Annotated in this window: 18 protein-coding genes; 8 read left to right on the plus strand and 10 right to left on the minus strand. The window is 67.8% G+C overall.

The features are described from left to right. Positions 1 to 855: a phosphatase PAP2 family protein gene (locus Q0053_RS07460; RefSeq protein ID WP_298098151.1), complete on the minus strand. Its 855-nt coding sequence runs from the start codon at positions 853 to 855 to the stop codon at positions 1 to 3. Between the two features lie 337 nt (positions 856 to 1,192). On the opposite strand from Q0053_RS07460, the gene typA reads away from it, so the two are divergent. Then, a complete protein-coding gene (typA, locus tag Q0053_RS07465; RefSeq protein WP_298098154.1) occupies positions 1,193 to 3,022 on the plus strand; it encodes a translational GTPase TypA in 1,830 nt (609 codons plus the stop codon). Between the two features lie 77 nt (positions 3,023 to 3,099). Here the strand turns inward: typA and Q0053_RS07470 are convergent, their stop codons facing one another. Beyond that, positions 3,100 to 3,354, minus strand: coding sequence for a GlsB/YeaQ/YmgE family stress response membrane protein (locus Q0053_RS07470; RefSeq protein ID WP_298098156.1), 255 nt, complete (start codon positions 3,352 to 3,354; stop codon positions 3,100 to 3,102). 192 nt (positions 3,355 to 3,546) lie between these two features. Between Q0053_RS07470 and Q0053_RS07475 the strand changes: the two genes are divergently transcribed. Together Q0053_RS07475 and hisN are read left to right on the plus strand one after the other, a co-directional pair. Then, on the plus strand, positions 3,547 to 3,924 hold the full coding sequence (locus Q0053_RS07475) for a helix-turn-helix transcriptional regulator (RefSeq protein ID WP_298098159.1): 378 nt from the start codon (positions 3,547 to 3,549) through the stop codon (positions 3,922 to 3,924). Positions 3,925 to 4,020: 96 nt separating this feature from the next. Further along, positions 4,021 to 4,806, plus strand: a complete 786-nt coding sequence (hisN, locus tag Q0053_RS07480; protein ID WP_298098162.1) for a histidinol-phosphatase — start codon at positions 4,021 to 4,023, stop codon at positions 4,804 to 4,806. Here hisN and Q0053_RS07485 read toward each other — a convergent pair whose 3' ends face one another. The 3 genes from Q0053_RS07485 to Q0053_RS07495 form a co-directional block, all read right to left on the minus strand. Beyond that, entirely contained in the window at positions 4,807 to 5,862 is a 1,056-nt protein-coding gene (locus Q0053_RS07485; RefSeq protein ID WP_298098165.1) for an alpha/beta fold hydrolase, read from the minus strand. It abuts the gene before it with no gap. Next, positions 5,859 to 6,770, minus strand: coding sequence for a methyltransferase (locus Q0053_RS07490; RefSeq protein ID WP_298098168.1), 912 nt, complete (start codon positions 6,768 to 6,770; stop codon positions 5,859 to 5,861). The genes Q0053_RS07485 and Q0053_RS07490 overlap by 4 nt, the downstream gene beginning before the upstream one ends. A 107-nt stretch (positions 6,771 to 6,877) precedes the next feature. After that, entirely contained in the window at positions 6,878 to 7,705 is an 828-nt protein-coding gene (locus Q0053_RS07495) for a methyltransferase (RefSeq protein WP_298098171.1), read from the minus strand. A 270-nt stretch (positions 7,706 to 7,975) separates the two neighbouring features. Between Q0053_RS07495 and Q0053_RS07500 the strand changes: the two genes are divergently transcribed. Beyond that, the gene (locus Q0053_RS07500) at positions 7,976 to 8,452 is read left to right on the plus strand and encodes an Hsp20 family protein (RefSeq protein ID WP_298098174.1); all 477 of its coding nucleotides are present in this window, start codon (positions 7,976 to 7,978) and stop codon (positions 8,450 to 8,452) included. 102 nt (positions 8,453 to 8,554) lie between these two features. Here the strand turns inward: Q0053_RS07500 and Q0053_RS07505 are convergent, their stop codons facing one another. The 3 genes from Q0053_RS07505 to Q0053_RS07515 form a co-directional block, all read right to left on the minus strand. Continuing rightward, a complete protein-coding gene (locus Q0053_RS07505) occupies positions 8,555 to 9,787 on the minus strand; it encodes a pentapeptide repeat-containing protein (RefSeq protein WP_298098176.1) in 1,233 nt (410 codons plus the stop codon). Between the two features lie 238 nt (positions 9,788 to 10,025). Then, positions 10,026 to 10,664, minus strand: coding sequence for a bifunctional diaminohydroxyphosphoribosylaminopyrimidine deaminase/5-amino-6-(5-phosphoribosylamino)uracil reductase RibD (ribD, locus tag Q0053_RS07510; protein ID WP_298098178.1), 639 nt, complete (start codon positions 10,662 to 10,664; stop codon positions 10,026 to 10,028). Continuing rightward, a complete protein-coding gene (locus Q0053_RS07515) occupies positions 10,661 to 11,383 on the minus strand; it encodes a 2,3-bisphosphoglycerate-dependent phosphoglycerate mutase (protein ID WP_298098181.1) in 723 nt (240 codons plus the stop codon). The genes ribD and Q0053_RS07515 overlap by 4 nt, the downstream gene beginning before the upstream one ends. A 170-nt stretch (positions 11,384 to 11,553) precedes the next feature. Here Q0053_RS07515 and Q0053_RS07520 point away from each other — a divergent pair, with 170 nt between their 5' ends. Beyond that, the gene (locus Q0053_RS07520) at positions 11,554 to 13,053 is read left to right on the plus strand and encodes a phosphomannomutase/phosphoglucomutase (RefSeq protein WP_298098184.1); all 1,500 of its coding nucleotides are present in this window, start codon (positions 11,554 to 11,556) and stop codon (positions 13,051 to 13,053) included. Positions 13,054 to 13,072: 19 nt separating this feature from the next. Continuing rightward, positions 13,073 to 14,395: an FAD/NAD(P)-binding protein gene (locus tag Q0053_RS07525; protein ID WP_298098187.1), complete on the plus strand. Its 1,323-nt coding sequence runs from the start codon at positions 13,073 to 13,075 to the stop codon at positions 14,393 to 14,395. Here the strand turns inward: Q0053_RS07525 and Q0053_RS07530 are convergent. Beyond that, positions 14,374 to 15,438 (minus strand): putative sulfate exporter family transporter, encoded by a 1,065-nt coding sequence (locus Q0053_RS07530; protein ID WP_298098190.1) that lies wholly within the window; start codon positions 15,436 to 15,438, stop codon positions 14,374 to 14,376. The two genes, Q0053_RS07525 and Q0053_RS07530, sit on opposite strands and share 22 nt — an antisense overlap. Before the next feature lie 106 nt (positions 15,439 to 15,544). On the opposite strand from Q0053_RS07530, the gene Q0053_RS07535 reads away from it, so the two are divergent. Continuing rightward, on the plus strand, positions 15,545 to 16,135 hold the full coding sequence (locus Q0053_RS07535) for a DUF805 domain-containing protein (protein ID WP_298098193.1): 591 nt from the start codon (positions 15,545 to 15,547) through the stop codon (positions 16,133 to 16,135). A 10-nt stretch (positions 16,136 to 16,145) separates the two neighbouring features. On the opposite strand, the gene glmM is transcribed toward Q0053_RS07535, so the two are convergent. Beyond that, the gene (gene glmM, locus Q0053_RS07540; RefSeq protein WP_298098196.1) at positions 16,146 to 17,495 is read right to left on the minus strand and encodes a phosphoglucosamine mutase; all 1,350 of its coding nucleotides are present in this window, start codon (positions 17,493 to 17,495) and stop codon (positions 16,146 to 16,148) included. A 168-nt stretch (positions 17,496 to 17,663) separates the two neighbouring features. Between glmM and glmS the strand changes: the two genes are divergently transcribed. Then, positions 17,664 to 19,478, plus strand: a complete 1,815-nt coding sequence (gene glmS, locus Q0053_RS07545) for a glutamine--fructose-6-phosphate transaminase (isomerizing) (protein ID WP_298098199.1) — start codon at positions 17,664 to 17,666, stop codon at positions 19,476 to 19,478. Positions 19,479 to 19,513: the final 35 nt, after the last annotated feature.

The raw sequence follows: 19,513 nt of genomic DNA on the forward strand, positions 1-19,513 counted from the left end.
TTACCGGGGCAGGCGGGGAGCGGTCCGGGCCGAAACCCAGGACATGCCCTTCCAGGCCCTGACCCGGGCCCGGGTCGCCACGCCGGGGGCGCTGACCATCACGCGGTACAGGACGGTAAAGACCAGTCCACTGATCGCCCAGGACAGCACGATGTCAGAAAGAAAATGGCCGCCGAACGCGAGGCGGTTCAACGAAATCAGCAGGGCATAGAGGACGACCGGCGGGACCAGAACCGGGCGCAGGCGCGCCGGGATCAGGACCGTGGCGGCTACCAGCCAGGCGGCGGACGAGGCCTCGCCGCTGACGAAGGAACAGTTTGACTGGCACCAGTCACTGATGCGCCAGACGGTCTGATAGGGTGCCTCGCCGCCGAAGACGTCCACCGCCACGGGCCGCGGCCGGCCCCACCAGCTCTTGAACAGGCCGTTGACGACCAGGCCGGGGCCGATGACCAGGGCCGCGATCAGAAAGACGGAGCGACGGGCAGAAACCAGGGCGCCGGGCCCCCGGCGCGCGATTCCCCAGACCAGGCCCGCAATCAGACCGGTGACGAGCAGGACCAGAGCCAGGTCGGCACTTTTCCGGAACGCCTTCAGCAGGGGCTCCTGGCTCAGGGGGAAGCCGGCCCCGGCCCGGAAGAAGACCTCGCTGGCCGCCATATCGATCGCCGGAAACGACCGGAACAGCGCGCTGGATGCGAGCACCGCCAGCAGGCAAAGCATGATGGGGTCATTGGGACGGGGCAGGCTCGATAACAGCAGCTCCAGGCGGGAGACGCCGCGAATGATCCAGCTGCGCCGCCCGTTCGGTGGCCGCGTCAGAGCCCGCCATCCTCCCAGTCCGATCTCGGTCATGACGCCCCCCATCGCATGGCCCGTGACGGGTCTGGCCGGGCCATGCGCCAATCCCCGGCCGCTTCTATTCAATTCGTGTGTCGGTTTGCCGTCAGAGTCACGACCACTCTCCGGGATCGGGGCCATACGGGGCCGGAACCGGGTAAACTCACCGGCGCGTCCTTCCAATGCCTGTTTTTCAGGGCGACAGAACCACCGACCCGCCGTTGCGCGTTCCCGCACTGGCGTTTCCGCCTGCGCCCCTGTATGAGGCGCGCGCTCCCCGCACCGTCGCCTGAACCCAGCCGCCGACCCAAACTCTCGCCCGGGCCGGCCGCCTTGCACGTCTGATAGTCAAATGAATCTGCGCAACGTCGCCATCATCGCCCACGTCGACCACGGCAAGACCACGCTGGTCGACCAGCTTCTGGCCCAGTCGGGCGTGTTCCGAGCCAATGAGGCGACGACCGAGCGCGCCATGGACTCCAACGACCAGGAGCGCGAGCGCGGCATCACCATCCTGGCCAAATGCACGAGCGTGCTCTGGAACGGCAAGGCCGGCGAGACCCGGATCAACATCATTGACACCCCCGGCCACGCCGACTTCGGCGGTGAGGTCGAGCGCATCCTGGGCATGGTGGACGGCTGCGTCCTGCTGGTCGACGCCGAAGAGGGCGTCATGCCCCAGACCAAATTCGTGCTGACCAAGGCCCTGAAGATGGGCCTGCGTCCGATCCTGTGCATCAACAAGGTCGACCGCGCCCACGCGGATCCGGATCGCGTCCATAACGCGGCCTTCGACCTGTTCGCGGCCATCGGCGCGACCGACGAGCAGCTGGACTTCCCGCACATCTACGCCTCGGGCCGCGCCGGCTGGGCCACGCTCGACCTGAACCAGCCCAGCGACAACCTCGGCCCCCTGTTCGACCTGATCGTCGACCATGTGCCGCCGCCGAAGCAGGTCGAGGCGGCCGACAAGCCGTTCCAGATCCTGAATGTCCTGATCGAGAGCGATCCCTTCCTCGGCCGCCTGCTGACCGGCCGGATCGAGAGCGGCAAGGCCGTTCCGGGCATGGCCCTCAAGGCCCTGTCGCGCGACGGCAAGACCATCGAACAGGGCCGGATCACCAAGGTGCTGGCCTTCCGCGGCCTGAAGCGCCAGCCGGTGGACAGCGCCGAGGCCGGCGACATCGTCGCCATCGCCGGCATGTCCAAGGCCACGGTGGCAGACACCCTGTGCGCCCTGGAGGTCACCGAGGCCCTGCCCGCCCAGCCGATCGATCCGCCCACCATCTCCATGACCGTCTCGGTCAATGACAGCCCGCTGGCCGGCCGCGAGGGCGACAAGGTCCAGTCGCGCGTCATCCGCGACCGACTGCTCAAGGAGGCCGAGGCCAATGTCGCCATCCGCGTCACCGAGACGGGCGGCAAGGACGCCTTCGAGGTCGCCGGTCGCGGCGAACTGCAGCTGGGCGTGCTGATCGAGAACATGCGCCGCGAGGGTTTCGAGCTGTCGATCTCGCGTCCGCGCGTGGTCTATCAGACCGGCGAGAACGGCGAGAAGCTGGAGCCGATCGAGGACGTCGTCATCGATGTCGACGACGAATACACCGGCGTGGTCATCGAAAAGCTTTCGGCCCGCAAGGCGGAGCTCAAGGACATGGGCCCGTCGGGTGCCGGCAAGACGCGTCTGACGCTGAAATCGCCGTCGCGCTCGCTGATCGGCTACCAGGGCGAGTTCCTGACCGACACGCGCGGTTCGGGCGTGCTGAACCGGGTGTTCAGCCACTATGAGCCGCACAAGGGGGCCATCGAGGGCCGTCTGAAGGGCGTGCTGATCTCCAACTCCGACGGCGAGACCGCCGCCTTTGCCCTGTGGAACCTCGAGGACCGCGGCGTGATGTTCGTCGGCGGCGGCGAGAAGACCTACCAGGGGATGATCATCGGCGAGAACGCCCGCTGGGACGACCTCGACGTCAATCCGATGAAGGCCAAGCAGCTGAACAACATCCGCGCCGCCGGCAAGGACGAGGCTGTCCGCCTGACGCCGCCGCGCCGTCCGTCGCTGGAACAGGCCATCGCCTATATCGAGGAAGACGAACTGGTCGAGGTCACGCCCAAATCGATCCGCCTGCGCAAGGCCGTGCTGAACCCCTCGTTCCGCAAGAAACGCGTCCGCGAGGAATAGGGACCCGCGCCCTGAAAGGACAAGGGGGCGGCTCCGCAGGGAGCCGCCCCCTTTTTTTCTGGCCGTCCCGGGTCGGCTCAGGCGCGACGCCTGACCAGGCCCAGCAGGAACAACAACAGGCAGGCTCCGAGGAAGGCGACCAGCAGGGTCACGAGGTTGAAGCCGCCGACCGGCTCGCCCAGCAGGTTCCCGGCGATCCAGCCGCCCAGCAGGGCACCGACGACACCCACGATCAGATTCGTGACGAGGCCGTGGCTGCGGCCCATCACCTTTTCAGCCAGCCAGCCGGCGGCAATGCCGATGACGATCCAGCCGATGATTCCCAAACCCATGGTGTTTCTCCTGACATTCGGAGCGCGATCGCTCTGAGGCGGTAATGCGCCGGTGCGGCAACGGTTGCGCTTCCGGTCCCAAATCAGCGCTCCCTGACAATCCCCCGTCACGGGAGCGCGGCATGGTGCTTGCCACCCGGAGGGCGAGCCGTCCCGCTTCGGGACAGCCCGCCAACAAGGGGAAATGGGGCCATGGCCACCGATATCGACCTTCACCTGGGCCGTCGCCTGCGCCGTCGTCGGCGTCTTCTCGGCCTGACCCAGCAGCAACTGGCCACCCAGGTCGGGATCCGCTTCCAGCAGATCCAGAAATATGAGTGCGGGGCCAATCGCATCTCGGCCGCCCGGCTGTGGCAACTGGCCGAGGCGCTGGAGTCGCCGGTCAGCTATTTCTACGACGGTCTGGAAGAGGCCATCGAGCGCAAGGAGGCGGCCAGCCAGGGCGGCGAGATGTTTTCCCGCAAGGAAACGCTCGACCTGATCCAGGCCTACTACCAACTGGGCGAGCGCCCGCGCCGGCGCCTGCTGGATCTGGCCAAGTCACTGCACGCCGAGGGCGATGCCGCCTGAGGGCATAGGGATTAGGGCTTAGGGGTTAGGGATTTCGGGTGCGGACGGCCGGATCGGCTTGACTAAGCCCCAAGCCCTAAGCCCTAACCCCTCCCTATGACCGAATACGAACTGTTCGCCGTCGAGCTGGCCCGCGAGGCTGCGCGCGTCTCCCTGCCGTATTTCCGCGGTGCGTTTGAGGAGGCCGACAAGGGCGGCCCCGGTGCCTTCGATCCGGTCACCCAGGCCGACCGTGAGGCGGAGGCGGCGCTCCGCGCCCTGATCGCAGCCCGATATCCCGATCACGGGGTCATCGGCGAGGAATATGGCGAGGACCGGCCGGAGGCCGACCACGTCTGGATCCTGGACCCCATCGACGGGACGCGCGCCTTCATCGCCGGCCTGCCGCTCTGGACCAATCTGATCGCCCTGCGCGCCGAAGGCCGGCCTGGCATCGGAGTGATCGGTCAGCCCTGTCTGGATGAGATCTTCCTCGGCGGCCCGTCCGGTGCCTGCCTGCTCAAGGGCGGGACGGAGACGCCGCTGGCTGTTCGGGCCTGCCCGCGCCTGACGGACGCCGTGATCGCCACCACCGACCCCGACCTGTTCACCGGTGCCGAACTGGGGGCCTGGCGCCAGGTGCGGGCCGCTGCCCGACTGGCCCGGCTGGGCTGCGACGCCTATGCCTATGCCATGCTGGCTGCAGGCCGGATCGATCTCGTGGCCGAGAGCGGACTCAAGGTCTGGGACTGGTCAGCCCTGGTCCCCGTGATCGAGGCGGCCGGCGGCGCGGTCACCAACTGGCGCGGCGACACACCGGACGGCAGCGGTCAGATCCTGGCTGTGGGCGACGTCGGGATCCGGGATCAGGCGCTGGTTACGCTGAGACGGGCCAGCCTCTGATCAGGCCGCTTCAGTCGGCCGGGAGCCGCTGACCGGATCGGGCGTGGCGGGTGCCAACACAGGGGACAGGTCCTCCACCGGCGACACATAGGCCCCCATGGCGTCGAACTCCTCAAGGAAGACCCGGCGCATGTCGTCGGCTTCCATGATGACCTCGTGTTTGGCCCCGGCGACCTCGACGTAGCGGCCCCGCCCGAGCCGTTTGGCGGCCCATTTGTTGGTCTGCTTCCAGACCCGGTCATCCTCGGCCGCCTGAACCACAGCAACCGGAATGCGGACGGCCTTCAAGGCCTTGGGCTTGAGCGAACGTTCGCCGGCGTCGAGGGCAAAGGCCAGCCAGCCCCAGGTGGGCCCGCCGACGGCCAGATGCGGACAGGCGTAAAGCTGTTGCCGCCACTGTTCGTAGCGGCTCTCGTCCGAGGTCAGGGCGTCCTTCTCGAAGGTGTGGTCGAACGGATCGTCGATGTTATCGAGCACATAGTCCCCGGCCTTGCCGTGGCGCAGGTTCCAGCGGACGGCCAGTTTGACCGACCACATCGACCGCCTGCCGGTGCGGATGCGCAGCATGGGGCTCGACAGGATGGCACCGGCGAACCGGCTCTCGCCGCCCTGCAGCGTCATCAGGTTCAGCGTGCCGCCCATGGAATGGCCGACCATGATCCAGGGCTTGGGTGCGCGCGTCTCCCAGGTGTCGAGCAGGCGGGCGTAGTCGTCCAGAAACTCCTCGACCGCCCGGGCATGGCCTTTCAGACGATCGGGAAGCAGCCGGGCCGACAGCCCCTGGCCGCGCCAGTCATGGGCGAGAACGCACCAGCCGCGGGCGAGGAAATTGCCGATGACTTCGAAGTATTTCTCGATCGGCTCGGTACGACCGGGGCTGACGATCACAGTGCCGCGCGGCTTGCCGGCCACCAGGGCGGAGGGGGTCCAGAAGGCGGCGCGCAGTCGCAGGCCGCCGGCGCCACGGAACCATTCGCCGACGCCGCCCGGAGGCGCGGACGCTCCGGGGACCCCCATCAGGGGCGCGTTGGCGGCATAGGCGGCGGCTCGGTTCACTCTGGCTTCCTGAATCTCAAGGTCATGCGGTCACTCTCACCGATCGCGATGTATTTCGAACGGTCGAAGGTCGGATTCGGCGGCGAACCGCGCGGTGCCGTCAATCCCATGGGAGGCAGGGTTTCGACGCCGAAAGGATGATCCTTGGTATCCCTTTCATTCGCGTTGATTTCCGAGGCGGTAACAAAGGCGAAGCCGGCTTCGGCCGCCAGCTGTTTCACGAACGCCTCCTGGACATAGCCGTTCGCGGCGGCCGGGTCCTGATCCTCTTCCGGGCCGAGCCGGTGCTGTTCGATCCCCAGAACGCCGCCCGGACGCAGGGCGGCATAGGCGTCGGCAAAGGCTTTCTCGGCGATGCCTGCCGCCATCCAGGCGTGAATGTTGCGCATGAACAGGACCAGGTCGGCCGTGCCCGCCAGGGTCACCGGCCCCGAGGTCGGTCCGAACGCCGAAAGCTCGATCTCGCCATAAAGGCGGCGGTCGTTGGTGAACCGCTGCTCGAAGGCCGCCATCAGCGCCACCTGGGACGGATCTGCGCCGGGGCCGGTCTGGAATCCGGCGGCAACGTATTTGCCCGCGCCCTCAGCGAGGTAGGGAGCGAGGATTTCCGTCCACCAGCCGCTGCCGGGCCAGAACTCAACCACGGTCATTCGGGGTTGGAGGCCGAAGAAGCGCAGGGTCTCCATCGGATGACGGGCGGCGTCGCGGATCTTGTCCTGGGCCCGCCAGGGACCCGCGACGGCCCATTCCAGCGATCCCTGGGGCGGGCCGTCGGGCGTGGGTGGCGGTTCGGCGGTTTTTTCCCGACGACCGCAGGCCGCGAGACCGGTCAGCGTCAAGGCCGTTGCGCCGGAGAGTAATCCCCGGCGCGACAGCGACAGCCGCCAATCCTGTCTCGAATTGCTCATCCAGTTCCCCTGGAGGCCGATACTGCACATTTCAGACCAGCCGACCGAGGGCTGGGCTTAACCGTGTTCCCGGGCCCGGTCAAAACGGTTCACAACCGGGTCAGACATCAGCCGGGTTTGCGGAATCGCAGGGTCATCCGGTCGCTCTCGCCAATGGCGTCATACTCGGCGCGTTCCGCAGCGGTCAGGGGCGTGGGCCGGTCGGTGGCATTGTTGGCGCGCGGGGCGCTGGTGCGAACCGGCGGCAGGGTCCAGACGCCGAAGGGATGGTCATGATCATCCTTGGGATTGGCGTTCAATTCACTGCGGGCCTCGAGCACGAAACCGGCCGCCTGGGCGGCGCGAATGATGTAGCTCTCCGGCATATAGCCGGTCGGGGCGGTGACATCGGGGTTGAGTCCGTCTTCGCTGCGATGCTGTTCGATGGCCAGCACGCCGCCGGGCTTCAGCGCCTTGAAGAAGGACGCCAGAAAGGCATCGGTGCGGCCCGCACGGTGCCAGTTGTGGAAGGCCCGCGCGACCAGGACCATGTCGGCCGTGCCGTCGGCGATACCCATGCCGTCCTGCGGGCGATTGACGGCCACATAGGTTCCGCCCGTGGCTTCGGCATAGGGCTGCAGGATGGCGCTCCACCAGCCGCCCGCACCCGGCTGGATTTCGACGATGGTCGAACCCGGGGTCAGGCCCCAGAAGGTCAGGGTCTCGAACGGGTGGCGATAGACGTCCCGGGCGACGTCGGCGGCCGGACGCGCGGCCGAGCCGATGGCAGCCTGCAGGGCCGCATCTTCCTGCAGCACGGGCGGCGTCATGGCCGCGCGCCGGACAGTGCGCTCGGCCGGGGTCTCATCCAGCGTCGGCATGGTCGGCAGGGTCTGGGCAGCGGCCAGGGCCGGCAGGGCCAGCGCGGTCGTCACGGCAAGGGCGAGCAGTCGCATGGGGGGTCTCCTGAGCGAATAGCCGCGAACCCTAAGGCCTTCGGGGCCGGGGGCAAGCCATGACCGGCCGACGGCGACAGATTGGCGCGGAGGCACCACCCCCTTGACGGTTTCGCGCGGCTTCCCACATCGGATCCGAGGCCGCCGATTTCGGGGCTTCCAGACCGGACGGGGCCGATCAACGGGCCGACCGGACTGAACTCCCACCGCCGGTCCGGGCATCAAACCGCGGGACCGGTTCAACCTTGCTGATCCCCAGGAGGATGACCCATGCGTACCTATGATTTCACCCCGCTGTACCGTTCCGCCGTCGGCTTCGACCGTCTGGCCGGACTGCTGGAAACCGCGGCCGCAACCCGCCAGGAAAACGGCTGGCCGCCCTACAATATCGAGACCACAGGCGAGAACGCCTATCGGATCGAGATCGCCGTCGCCGGCTTCAGGCCCGATGAACTGACCCTCGAGGTCAAGGAAAACCTGCTCACCGTCACCGGCCGCAAGACGGCCAATGACGATGCCGGTGCCCAGCGGACCTATCTGCATCGGGGTCTGGCCGAGCGCGATTTCGAGCGCCGCTTCCAGCTGGCCGACTATGTGATGGTGACGCGTGCCGACCTGGCCGATGGCCTGCTGTCGATCGAGCTGGCCCGCGAGCTGCCCGAGGCGCTGAAGCCGCGCCGGATCGAGATCGGCGTTCCCGCTCCGGCGAAGCCGCTGATCGAGACCCGGAAGCCCAAGGCGGCGTGACCCGGATCGGTCCGGCCTGAAGCGAGGAAACTCAGCCAGGCCGGTGCAGCGGTCGATTGAGGAGGGGGCAGCGTTCGCGTCGCCCCCTTTTTCATGGCCGGTTCAGGCGGCCATGTCGTCCAATATCCGGATCACCTGTCGCTGCTCTGCGGTCAACGATTCAAGGTCAATCCGGGCGCCCGAGACGTCTGCGCCGTCGAGCCGGGCTGCGTCCAGAATGGCACCTTCCAGCCGGGTGCAGCGCAGAATGGCCTCTACGAGCATGGCCGGCATCAAACGGTCCTTGCTGATCGCAAGAGCCCCAAGATTGGCACCGCGCAGATCCGCCCTGTTGAGCAGGGCCCCGTTCAGACGGACCCCCCGAAGGTCGGCGCCACGCAGATCACAGCCACGCAGGTCTGCCCCCTCGAGACCGGCCCCCTGGAGGCTCGCACCCTTGAGGTCCATGCCGGCGAAACAGGCGTGTCTGGCGCTCAGGCCCGGCAGCTTCAGGTCCTTCAACCGGTCGCCGAGAGGACGCAAATCCTCGCCGTCAAACACCGCAGGTTCACCGAACACGCCACCGCTTTCCGCCCAGGCGTTTGCGTCAAGCGCTTTTTCCGCAAGAATCGCGGCGCGGGCCAGCGCCTCTTCACCCGGACTGCGCAGGACACCGGTCAGGTCCGCCCCCTTGGTATCGGCAAGCTCCAGGGTGACCCCGGTCAGGATCGCCCCTGTCATGCGAGCCCCCTCGAGATTGCAGCGGTCTACCGAGGCGTTTTCCATCATGGCGCCGGTCAGGATGGCGTCCTTGAGATTCGCCCGGCTCAGATTGGCTCCGCCCAGGGAACAGTCGGTGAAGTCCGCCTTCTTCGCGTTGATTCCGTCCAGCTGGCCGCCGTCAAGGGTTGCGCCCGTAAAGGTCGCGCCATCAGCGGTGCCCTGTCGCTTCTCATGCCTCACCGCCGTCAGGCCCCGGGTGGCGTGCGGTATGGCGATCACGCCCTCGCGGAAATCGGCACGGGTAAGGTCGGCATTCGTCAGATTGGCACCGCGCAGGCATGCCCCGCGCAGGTCAGCCCTCACCAGCTCGGCACCGGTGAAGTCGGCCCCTCTCAGATCGGCGCAGAACAGCACGGCGCCGTTCATACAGGTCCCCGCCAGCCTGGCGTTCTCCAGCGAACAGCCGCTGAAATCAGCCTCAGCCAGGTTGCGGTCCGACAGGTCCAGCCCGTTGAGATCGAAGAATTTCAGCATGAGGCGGCGACCGCCGGGACGACCATTGGCCAGGCGCTCATGCGCCGCGACGAACACATCCAGCTCGCTCTGTGACAGGCGCTGTCGAACCGGGTTCATGCGACAGGGTCCGTGATCTCGAGGCCGCTCGGCCCCATCGGGATTGCATCGGCCGCATCGGTCCGCCCCGGAAGGTCGGGCCTGCCGCCGGTGGCGTCCCGTTCACTCCGTTTGATGCGCCTTCCGGCGGCGGGAACATCAGACCTCGACATCGTCCCGATATGGCACGCCGGCACTTAAGGAAGCGTGTGTGAGGCAGGACGGACGAGGGACGGGGGTTGATGACGGGCCGGCGGGATCAGGCTGTCAGCAGCCCCTGGGCCCCGAGTGCGTCCGCCAGTTCCCCGGGGCTGACCCAGACGCGGGTGTAGCCTGCCTCGCCCAGGCGTTTCAGCTCGGTGGTAAGGTCGGCCTTGGCCGAGGCGGCGAACCGGGCATCAAAGCCCACGCCGTCGGCGCTGACCCGGACCATCGGGCGGCCGGTCTCGACCCGGTGCAGATAGCCCTCGTAGAGGACCGCCGCCTCCTCTGCGAGCAGGCCCGTCTCGACCTGCAGTCCGGCCTTCCTGAGGCGTTCCACGCCACGCCCGGCGGCAAACGGCGAAGGATCGACGGCGGCCACGACCACGCGACTGACCCCTGCATCCATCAGGAAATGGGAACAGGAGGTGCGGCCCGAGGAGCGCGCACCGCAGGGCTCCATGGTCACATAGGCGGTCGCGCCGCGCGCCCGGTCGCCGGCGGCGGGCGCAGCCTGTTCCTCGGCATGCGGACGGCCGCCGGGGGCCGTAGCGGCCTCGGAGACGACCTCGCCATCCTTGACGATGACACAGCCGACCGCCGGATTGGGCCAGGTCTGGCCCATCTGGTCCCGGGCCAGGGCGATCGCCCGGCCCATGAAGCGGATGTCGTCGGAGGCCTGCTGCGGCGTCATCATGCCCGGGCTCCGATCGACGGGAGCTCGGTTGCTCGCGCCGCGTCCAGATAGCGGGCTGCGACAGGCCGGAGCGCAGCGTCAAGATCGATCTCCAGCGGGTTTCCGGTGGGAATTTCGACCGCGACGATCCGGTCGTCCGGAACGGCGAACAGATGTTTGACGATAGCGCGCAGGGAGTTGCCGTGTGCGGCGATCAGCACATCCTCGCCGGCCTTGAGCCGCGGGACGATCGCCTCGTCCCAGTAGGGCAGGACGCGGTCGAGCGTGGTCTTGAGGCTTTCGGTGTCCGGTATGGCCTGCCCGGCATAGCGCGGGTCGCCGGCGAAATCCCACTCGCCGCCCGGTGCCAGCGGCGGGGGCGGAATATCGTAGCTGCGGCGCCAGATCAGGACCTGGGCCTCGCCATGCGTCGCCGTCGTCTCGGCCTTGTTCAGGCCCGTCAGACCGCCGTAGTGGCGCTCGTTCAGGCGCCAGTCGTGGATGACCGGAACATCCTTGAGACCGGCCGAGTCGAGGGCCAGGGCCCCCGTGCGCGTCGCCCGCTTCAGCACCGAGGTGAACATGACCGAAGGCCGGAAGCCTGCCGCGGCGATCTGTTCGCCGGCGCGCCGGGCCTGGGCCTCGCCCTCAGCGGTGAGGTCGACGTCAACCCAGCCGGTAAAGCGGTTGTCGAGATTCCATTGGCTCTGGCCGTGGCGCAGCAGGATCAGGCGGGGCATTGAAATCTCCGGACGGACTGTCCGGGGGGTAGGACCGGCGGCGCCGTGGGTCAAGACAGGGGTCTGGCGGTCCGGCCTCGCAGCCTTGCCGGACACAGCGCGTTGTTGTCCGTGTGACCCCCTGTGCCCTATAGCCAAGCTGAAACCCGGCCCCTCCCCCAAGGTTCCCAATGCAAAAGCCCCGCTCTGACCTGCGTCCCAACACGGTCGCGTATGAGACGACACCGCTGGTCAAGGCCACGGGGTTCCGGGAGTATGACGCGCGCTGGATCCTGGAAAAGGAGATCAACCTGCTGGGCATCCAGGCCCTCGGTCTGGGGCTGGCGACCTATGTGCATGAGATCGGCCAGCGGCCCCGGATCGTGGTCGGCCATGACTTCCGCGCCTATTCGCTGAGCGTGAAACAGGCGCTGACCCTCGGTCTGCTGGAAGGCGGGATGGAGGTGCTGGACATCGGCCTGGCCCTCTCGCCGACGGCCTATTTCGCCCAGTTCGCCCTCGACGCACCCTGCGTGGCCATGGTCACCGCCAGCCACAATGAGAACGGCTGGACCGGGGTGAAGATGGGGGCCCATCCGCCCCTGACCTTCGGCCCCGACGAGATCGGGCGGCTGAAGGACATCGTCCTGAACGGCGAGGGCGTGGCCCGGCCGGGCGGTGCCCTGACCCGGGTCGAGGACTTCCGTGAACGCTACCTCGAGGAGATCACCGCCGGGGTGAAGCTGAGCCGGCCGATCAAGGTGGTGGCCGCCTGCGGCAACGGCACGGCCGGGGCCTTTGCTCCGGAGGCCCTGCGCCGGATGGGGGCCGAGGTTATCGAGATGGACACAGACCTCGACTGGACCTTCCCCAAATACAATCCGAACCCGGAAGATCACGCAATGTTGATGCAGATGGCGGCCCGGGTGCGCGAGACCGGGGCCGAGCTGGCGCTGGGCTTTGACGGCGACGGCGACCGCTGTGGCGTGGTGGATGACACGGGCGAGGAGATCTATGCCGACAAGATCGGCCTGATGCTGGGTCGGGACCTGTCGGCCCTGCACGCCAACGCCACCTTCGTCGTCGATGTGAAGTCGACCGGCCTGTACAAGACCGACGCGGTGCTGAAATCGAACGGGGCCGAGGTCGTCTACTGGAAGACCGGCCACAGCTATATCAAGCGAAAGACCGCTGAACTGGGGGCGCTCGCCGGGTTCGAGAAGTCGGGGCATTTCTTCTTCAATGCGCCGCTGGGCCGGGGCTATGACGACGGCATCGTCGCCGCCGGGGCCATATTGGCCATGCTGGACCGCAATCCCGGGAAAAAGCTGTCGCAGCTGAAGGCGGCCCTGCCGGACGCCTGGACCTCCATGACCATGTCGCCGCATTGCGACGACGAACTGAAGTACGGGGTTCTGGAGCGGATCGTGGCAGAGTATCAGGCCCTGGCCGACGCCGGCGGCTCGATCCTGGGCCGCAAGATCGTCGAGACCATCACCGTCAACGGCGTCCGGGTGCATCTGGAGGACGGATCCTGGGTGCTGGTCCGGGCCTCCTCCAACAAGCCTGAGCTGGTGGTGGTGGTCGAGAGCATGCGTTCGGAGGCGGACATGCGCGCACTGTTCCGTGATGAGGTGAAGCCGAGGCTGGCGAAATACACCGAGATCGGGGCCTATAATCAGGAACTCTGAGCCTGACCGGAGACGGAGTGTGTCCAACGACGGCAAGCGAGTGGCGATCGTGGGCGGCGGGTTTTCCGGTGCCATGCTGGCCGCAAGGCTGGCGGAACGGGGTGTCGCCTCCAGCCTGATCGAGCGGACCGGGACCTTCGGGCCGGGATTGGCCTATGCCACGCCATTCGACGGTAATCTGCTCAACGTCCGTTCGGGCCGCATGGGCGCGGTGCATGGACGCGCGGACGATTTCGTGCGCTGGCTCGAAGCCCACCATCCAAGCCACGCCGACCCCGAGGGCTTTGCGCCCCGCCGGCTGTATGGCCTCTATGTGCAGGACCGGCTGGCGGCGGCCGAGGCCGCGCACCCCGGTCGGATCGCGCGCGTGACCGGCGAGGCCGCCGGGATCGACGGCACGCGGGTTCGCCTGGCGGACAGCCGGACGGTCGAGACCGGGGCGGTGGTTCTGGCTACGGGCAACCCGGTCCCGCGCGCCGCCGGTTCCGGCGCGCGCATCATCAGCAACCCCTGGGCAGCGGGGGCACTGGAGCCCATCGGGGTGCAGGATGACGTCGTCCTGATCGGTGCGGGCCTGACCATGGTCGACATGGTCCTGTGGCTGGCGGCGAAGGGCTGGACCGGACGGGCGACGGCCCTGTCACGACACGGGCTCAAGCCCCGGGCGCATGGGGTGACGGCGGATGCGCCCCTGCCCCCGACCGGTGCCCTGACCGCGGGTGCCGCGTCGCAGCGGCTGGCCGAGGCCCGGCGACTGGCGCGGGACGGTGACTGGCGCGGGGTGATGGAGGGGCTTCGGCCGATCACCCATGACCTCTGGGCCGGGGCCGATACGGCAACGCGCGCGCGCTGGCTGCGCCATCTGCGACCCTGGTGGGATGTGCACCGTCACCGGATCGCCGCTCCGGTTGCGGCGGCCCTGGCCGCACTGGAGGCTGACGGCCGGTTGCGGATCGTCGCCGGCCGGGTCCGCCGGATCGAGGCAACGGCCAAGGGCGTAGCAATGGACTGGACTCCCCGGCAGGGCGGGGAACAGCCACCCTTGTGCGGAGGCTGGCTGATCGACTGTTCGGGCCCGGCCCACGACACGGCGGCCGACCCCCTGTTCGGACCCCTGATCGCCGCCGGTCGGGCGCGGCTGGATCCGCTGCGGCTGGGTCTGGACCTCGATCAGGACGGGCGGGTGCGGGGCGCCGACGGCCAGTCCGACCCGCGCCTGTTCGTGTTGGGCCCCCCGGCACGGGCGGCCTTCTGGGAAACCATCGCCGTGCCGGATATACGGCAACGGATCGAGGGGCTGGCCGACCGCCTGTCGGATCTTCAGGCCAGCGACAGCAGATAGATCAGGCCGAGCGCCAGACCCAGCAGCGCCAGCAGGGACAGGATCACCACCGAGGCGATGCGGACGCCGGACCGGGCCACAGCCCGTGCATCGGTGCTGAGCCCGAGGGCGGCCATCGACAGGATGGTCAGAACCTTGGCCGAGTCGGCCAGGGCGGGCAGAAGTTCGGGGGGTATCAGGTTCATCGACCGGGCGGCCATCAACAGCAGGAAGCCGATGATGAACCATGGGACCAGCTGCCGGATGGCCAGGCCACGCACCGGCGACGTCCGTTCCAGGCGGCTGTCGCGGCCACGGCGGCGAAGGCCGGTGACGATCGCCAGACACAGGCAGACCGGCCCCAGCATCAGCACCCTTACCAGCTTGATCAGGGTGCCGGCCTGGTTGGCCACAGCGCCCACGGGCAGGGTGGCGGCCACCACCTGGGGCACCGCATAGACGGTCAGGCCGGCGAGCACGCCGTAGCGGACGTCGGTCATCTGCAGCGCCTGGCCGAGCAGCGGCAAAAGAAGCACCACCGCAATCCCGAGGACCGCCGTAAAGGCAATGGCCGCCGAGACGTCTTCGGCGTCCGCATCGATCACCGGGGCGACGGCGGCGATGGCGGAGTTGCCGCAGATGGCGTTTCCGCAGGCGATCAGGACCGCCATCCGGTGCGGCAGCCGAAGCAGACGGCCGATGCCGTAGCTGACGGCCAGGGCGAGGACGACGACCACCGCCGTGCCCGCCAGCAGGCCGGGGCCGATGGCGATCACGGTCGCGGCGCTGACCGAGGCACCGAGCAGCACCACAGCCATCTCCAGCAGGCTGCGGGCGCTGAACTCGATACCGGGAAGGATCGCGGCCGGGGGCGTCCAGACACTGCGGATCGCGGCGCCGATCAGGATGGACAATACGATGGCGTCGATCCACCCCCGCCCGAACAGCCGGACCTCCAGCGCCTGGACAGCCACCGCCACCAGGGCGACCGCGACACAGGCGATCAGGCCGGGAATCAGGGCGGGGATCAGGGCGAGAATGCCGGGACGGCGGGCGGGAATCATTACGGCAGACTGCGCTGGTCCGGCGGCGGGTTCCATCGCTGAGTTCACTCGACTGGAATGGGAATCACGCCGGGGCTAGTCTGACGTTTGGCGTAGGGAGGTGATGATGGCCAATCCGATCGTGCGAGGATTCCGGAACATTGCCCGGTTCTCGGGCCGCGATAGCCGCGGGGAGTTCTGGCCCTATGCGGGTGTGGTCTTCGCGCTGGTGTTCATCAGCTTCGGCATCCTCATGTCAGTGGTGATGAACGAGATGTTCGCCGGGATGCAGACGTTCGCGGCGGCGCATCCGGAGGCGGCGACAGTCCATTCATCGCCGGGCAGCTATTCCATCTCGATTGACGCCAGTCATCCCGATGCGCCCGAACTGAATTTGGGGCCCTTCTTCGCGACCCTCGCATCGATGGTTCTGGCGTGCGTGGGCCTGCTTGCCGCCGCCGTGTCGCGTCGCCTCCATGACAGTGGTCGTCGGGCCTACTGGGGTCTGATGCCCTTGCCGTTCCTGCTCTTCGGCCTGACGGCCTTTCCTGCCATGATGACGCAGATGACGGCTTCGGGAGAGCCGGACCTGAGCCTGTTCTTCCTGCTCTTCTTCAACAACCTGCTCTACATGGTCGCGCTGGTGAGCCTGATCGTCTTTCTGGCTCTCCGGGGAACGACGGGGCCAAACCGCTTCGGTCCGGAGCCAGCAAGGTAGGCGGGCGTCCCTACCCCGCCGCCTTCACCGCCGCAGCCACATCCGCGACCACCGACTTCACCAGCTTCGCATCGTCGCCCTCGGCCATGACGCGGATCAGCTTTTCCGTGCCCGACGGGCGCACCAGCAGCCGGCCGACGCCCGCGAGCCGGGCCTCGGCGTCGGCGATGGCGGCCTTGACCCCGGCGGTCTCCAGCGGCTTGCCGGAGGTGTAGCGGACATTTTCCAGCTTCTGCGGCACGGTTTCGAACTGGCGGGCCAGTTCGCTCATCGGCTTGCCGCTCTCGACGAGCACGGCCAGCACCTGCAGGGCCGACATCAGACCGTCGCCGGTGGTGGCGTGGTCATGCAGGATGATGTGGCCGGACTGTTCGCCGCCGAGGTTGAAGCCGCCTTCGCGCATCCGTTCCATGACGTAGCGGTCGCCGACCTTGGTCCGCTCCAGCGACAGGTCATGGCTGTTCAACAGCCGCTCGAGCCCGAGGTTGGACATGACGGTGGCGACGACGCCGCCGCCCTTCAGCATGCCACGTTTGGCCCAGTCCAGGGCGACCAGGGCCATGATCTGATCGCCGTCGACGACCTGGCCCCTCTCGTCACAGATGATGACCCGGTCGGCGTCGCCATCGAGGGCGATACCGATGTCGGCGCGGTAGCGTTTGACCGCCTCGGCCAGGGTCTCGGGATGGGTCGAGCCGCAGTCGGCGTTGATATTCAGGCCGTTGGGCTCGACGCCCACGGCGCAGACCTCGGCCCCCAGCTCATAGAGGGTGGTCGGGGCGACCCGGTATCCCGCGCCGTTGGCGCAGTCGATTGCCACGCGCAGCCCCTGGAGGCTGAGCCCCTTGGGGAAGCTGGCCTTGGCGATCTCGACATAGCGGGCCTGGGAATCGTCGATGCGCTTGACCCGGCCCAGCGCGTCGGGCGGCGCCAGATCGGCATCAAGCGCCTGATCCATCATCGATTCGATCTTCAACTCGACGGCGTCCGAAAGCTTGTAACCGTCGGGGCCAAACAGTTTGATGCCGTTGTCGAGGAAGGAGTTGTGCGAGGCCGAGATCATCACCCCGATGTCGGCGCGCATCGACCGGGTCATCATGGCCACGCCCGGGGTCGGCAGGGGACCGAAGGTGCGCACGTCCATACCCGCCGAGGTAAAGCCCGCAACCAGCGCCGGCTCGATCATATAGCCGGACAGGCGGGTGTCCTTGCCGATCACCGCAAGATGGCGGCGGTTGTCGGCGGACATGAACAGGCGGCCGGCCGCAAGACCGACCCGCAGGGCCACTTCCGGCGTCATCGGATGGGTATTGGCCCGGCCACGAATGCCGTCGGTACCGAAATAGCGTCTCTCGCCCAAGCGTCGTCTTCCTTGCGTGGCGCGGCGCAGAAATCTTGCGAAACCGCTTTTTAGGTGCAATCCCGGCCGCCCGTCGCCTAAACCGGCGCCTGACATCCAGGGTCCGCTTAGACCGTTACCCGCCCGCGCGCAAAGCGCGGGAATCCAGATTTTTTGAAGGTCCAATCCATGTGCGGCATCATCGGCGTGACCGGGACAGGCCCGGCGGTTCCCCGCCTGATCGACAGCCTGAAGCGGCTGGAATACCGGGGCTATGATTCCGCCGGTGTCGCCGCCCTGGTCGACGGGCGCATCGAACGTCGCCGGGCCAAGGGCAAGATCCGTGAACTGGAAGCCGTACTGCTGGCCGAGCCCCTGTCATCGACCATCGGCATCGGTCACACGCGCTGGGCCACCCACGGGGCTCCGACCACCGCCAATGCCCATCCGCACAAGGCGGGCCGGGTCGTGCTGGTCCATAACGGCATCATCGAGAATTTCGCCGAGCTGAAGGCCGAGCTGACGGCCGAGGGTCACATATTCGAAAGCCAGACCGACACCGAGGTCGTGGCCCATGCGCTGGATCGGGCCCTGGAAACGGCCAATGACCCCATGGTCGCCTTCAAGAACGTGCTGGACCGGCTGACCGGGGCCTATGCCCTGGCGGTGCTGATCGAGGGCGAGGACGGCCTGATCCTGGGGGCCCGCCGCGGCAGCCCGCTGGTGGTCGGTTGGGGAGAGGGCGAGATGTATCTCGGCTCGGACGCCCTGGCCGTCGGCCCCTTCACCCAGAAGATCTCCTATCTGGAAGAGGGCGACTATGTCGGGATCGACCGCAACGGCGCGCGGATGTTCGATGTCGATGGCCACGCCGTCGAACGTCCGGTCGTCCAGGTCTCGGCCTCGTCCGCCCTGGTCGAGAAGGGCGAGTACCGCCACTTCATGGAGAAGGAGATCCATGAACAGCCGGACAGCGTCCAGCACACATTGTCCCATTACCTCGACTTCGTGAACGGCAAGGCCAAGACGGATTCCGCCGATTTCGCCGCCATAGACCGGCTGCAGATCATCGCCTGCGGGACGGCCTTCTATGCCGGACAGATCGGGCGCTATGCCTTCGAGAAGCTGGCCAACCTGCCCTGCGACGTCGAGATCGCGTCCGAGTTCCGCTATCGCCAGCCCGCCCTGACGCCGGGCACCCTGGCCGTCGCGGTCAGCCAGTCGGGCGAGACCGCCGACACCCTGGCCAGCCTGTCGTGGTGCAAGACGAAAGGGCTGCGCACCGCCGCCCTGGTCAATGTCCATTCCTCGTCCATGGCGCGCGAGGCCGAGACCCTGTGGCCGACCCATGCCGGGCCGGAAATCGGGGTCGCCTCGACCAAGGCCTTTACGGCCCAGGTCGCCGCCCTGCTGGCCCTGGCCGTGGCTGCCGGCGTGCAGCGCGGGGTGATCGACGCCGCGCGGGAAGCCGAACTGGTCAAGGCCCTGTTCGAGGCCCCGCGCCTGATCGCCGAGGCCATGCGGATGGAGGACGACCTCAAGGCCGTCGCCCAGGACATCGCCAAGGCGACCGACGTCCTGTTCCTCGGTCGGGGGGCGATGTTCCCCCTGGCCATGGAGGGGGCGCTGAAGCTCAAGGAGATCAGCTATATCCACGCCGAGGGCTATGCCGCCGGCGAGCTGAAGCACGGGCCGATCGCCCTGGTCGATGAATTCACCCCGATCGTCGCCCTGGCCCCGCTGGACGAGGTGTTTGAAAAGACCGCCTCCAACCTGCAGGAAGTGGCCGCGCGCGGGGGACCGGTGATCATGATCGCACCGAAGTCCGCCCCCGATCCGCACGGCGCCGGCATCCGCCGGGTGGACGCGCCCGAGTGCCACTCGCTGATCGCACCGCTGATCTACGCCATACCGGTACAGCTGCTCGCCTATTTCACGGCGGTGCAGAAGGGCACGGACGTCGACCAGCCGCGCAATCTGGCCAAGTCGGTGACGGTGGAGTGATCGCATCCGTGCCCGGATGCGTTACGCTGCCTCCC

The sequence above is a fragment of the Brevundimonas sp. genome (genome assembly GCF_027487935.1).
Classification (GTDB): Bacteria; Pseudomonadota; Alphaproteobacteria; order Caulobacterales; family Caulobacteraceae; genus Brevundimonas.

Coding starts and splice junctions, on each gene's coding strand:
- Q0053_RS07460 (WP_298098151.1), bottom strand. CDS start 855: ATGACCGAGATCGGACTGGGAGGATGGCGGGCTCTGACGCGGCCACCG.
- typA (WP_298098154.1), top strand. CDS start 1,193: ATGAATCTGCGCAACGTCGCCATCATCGCCCACGTCGACCACGGCAAG.
- Q0053_RS07470 (WP_298098156.1), bottom strand. CDS start 3,354: ATGGGTTTGGGAATCATCGGCTGGATCGTCATCGGCATTGCCGCCGGC.
- Q0053_RS07475 (WP_298098159.1), top strand. CDS start 3,547: ATGGCCACCGATATCGACCTTCACCTGGGCCGTCGCCTGCGCCGTCGT.
- hisN (WP_298098162.1), top strand. CDS start 4,021: ATGACCGAATACGAACTGTTCGCCGTCGAGCTGGCCCGCGAGGCTGCG.
- Q0053_RS07490 (WP_298098168.1), bottom strand. CDS start 6,770: ATGAGCAATTCGAGACAGGATTGGCGGCTGTCGCTGTCGCGCCGGGGA.
- Q0053_RS07495 (WP_298098171.1), bottom strand. CDS start 7,705: ATGCGACTGCTCGCCCTTGCCGTGACGACCGCGCTGGCCCTGCCGGCC.
- Q0053_RS07500 (WP_298098174.1), top strand. CDS start 7,976: ATGCGTACCTATGATTTCACCCCGCTGTACCGTTCCGCCGTCGGCTTC.
- Q0053_RS07505 (WP_298098176.1), bottom strand. CDS start 9,787: ATGAACCCGGTTCGACAGCGCCTGTCACAGAGCGAGCTGGATGTGTTC.
- ribD (WP_298098178.1), bottom strand. CDS start 10,664: ATGATGACGCCGCAGCAGGCCTCCGACGACATCCGCTTCATGGGCCGG.
- Q0053_RS07515 (WP_298098181.1), bottom strand. CDS start 11,383: ATGCCCCGCCTGATCCTGCTGCGCCACGGCCAGAGCCAATGGAATCTC.
- Q0053_RS07520 (WP_298098184.1), top strand. CDS start 11,554: ATGCAAAAGCCCCGCTCTGACCTGCGTCCCAACACGGTCGCGTATGAG.
- Q0053_RS07530 (WP_298098190.1), bottom strand. CDS start 15,438: ATGATTCCCGCCCGCCGTCCCGGCATTCTCGCCCTGATCCCCGCCCTG.
- Q0053_RS07535 (WP_298098193.1), top strand. CDS start 15,545: ATGGCCAATCCGATCGTGCGAGGATTCCGGAACATTGCCCGGTTCTCG.
- glmS (WP_298098199.1), top strand. CDS start 17,664: ATGTGCGGCATCATCGGCGTGACCGGGACAGGCCCGGCGGTTCCCCGC.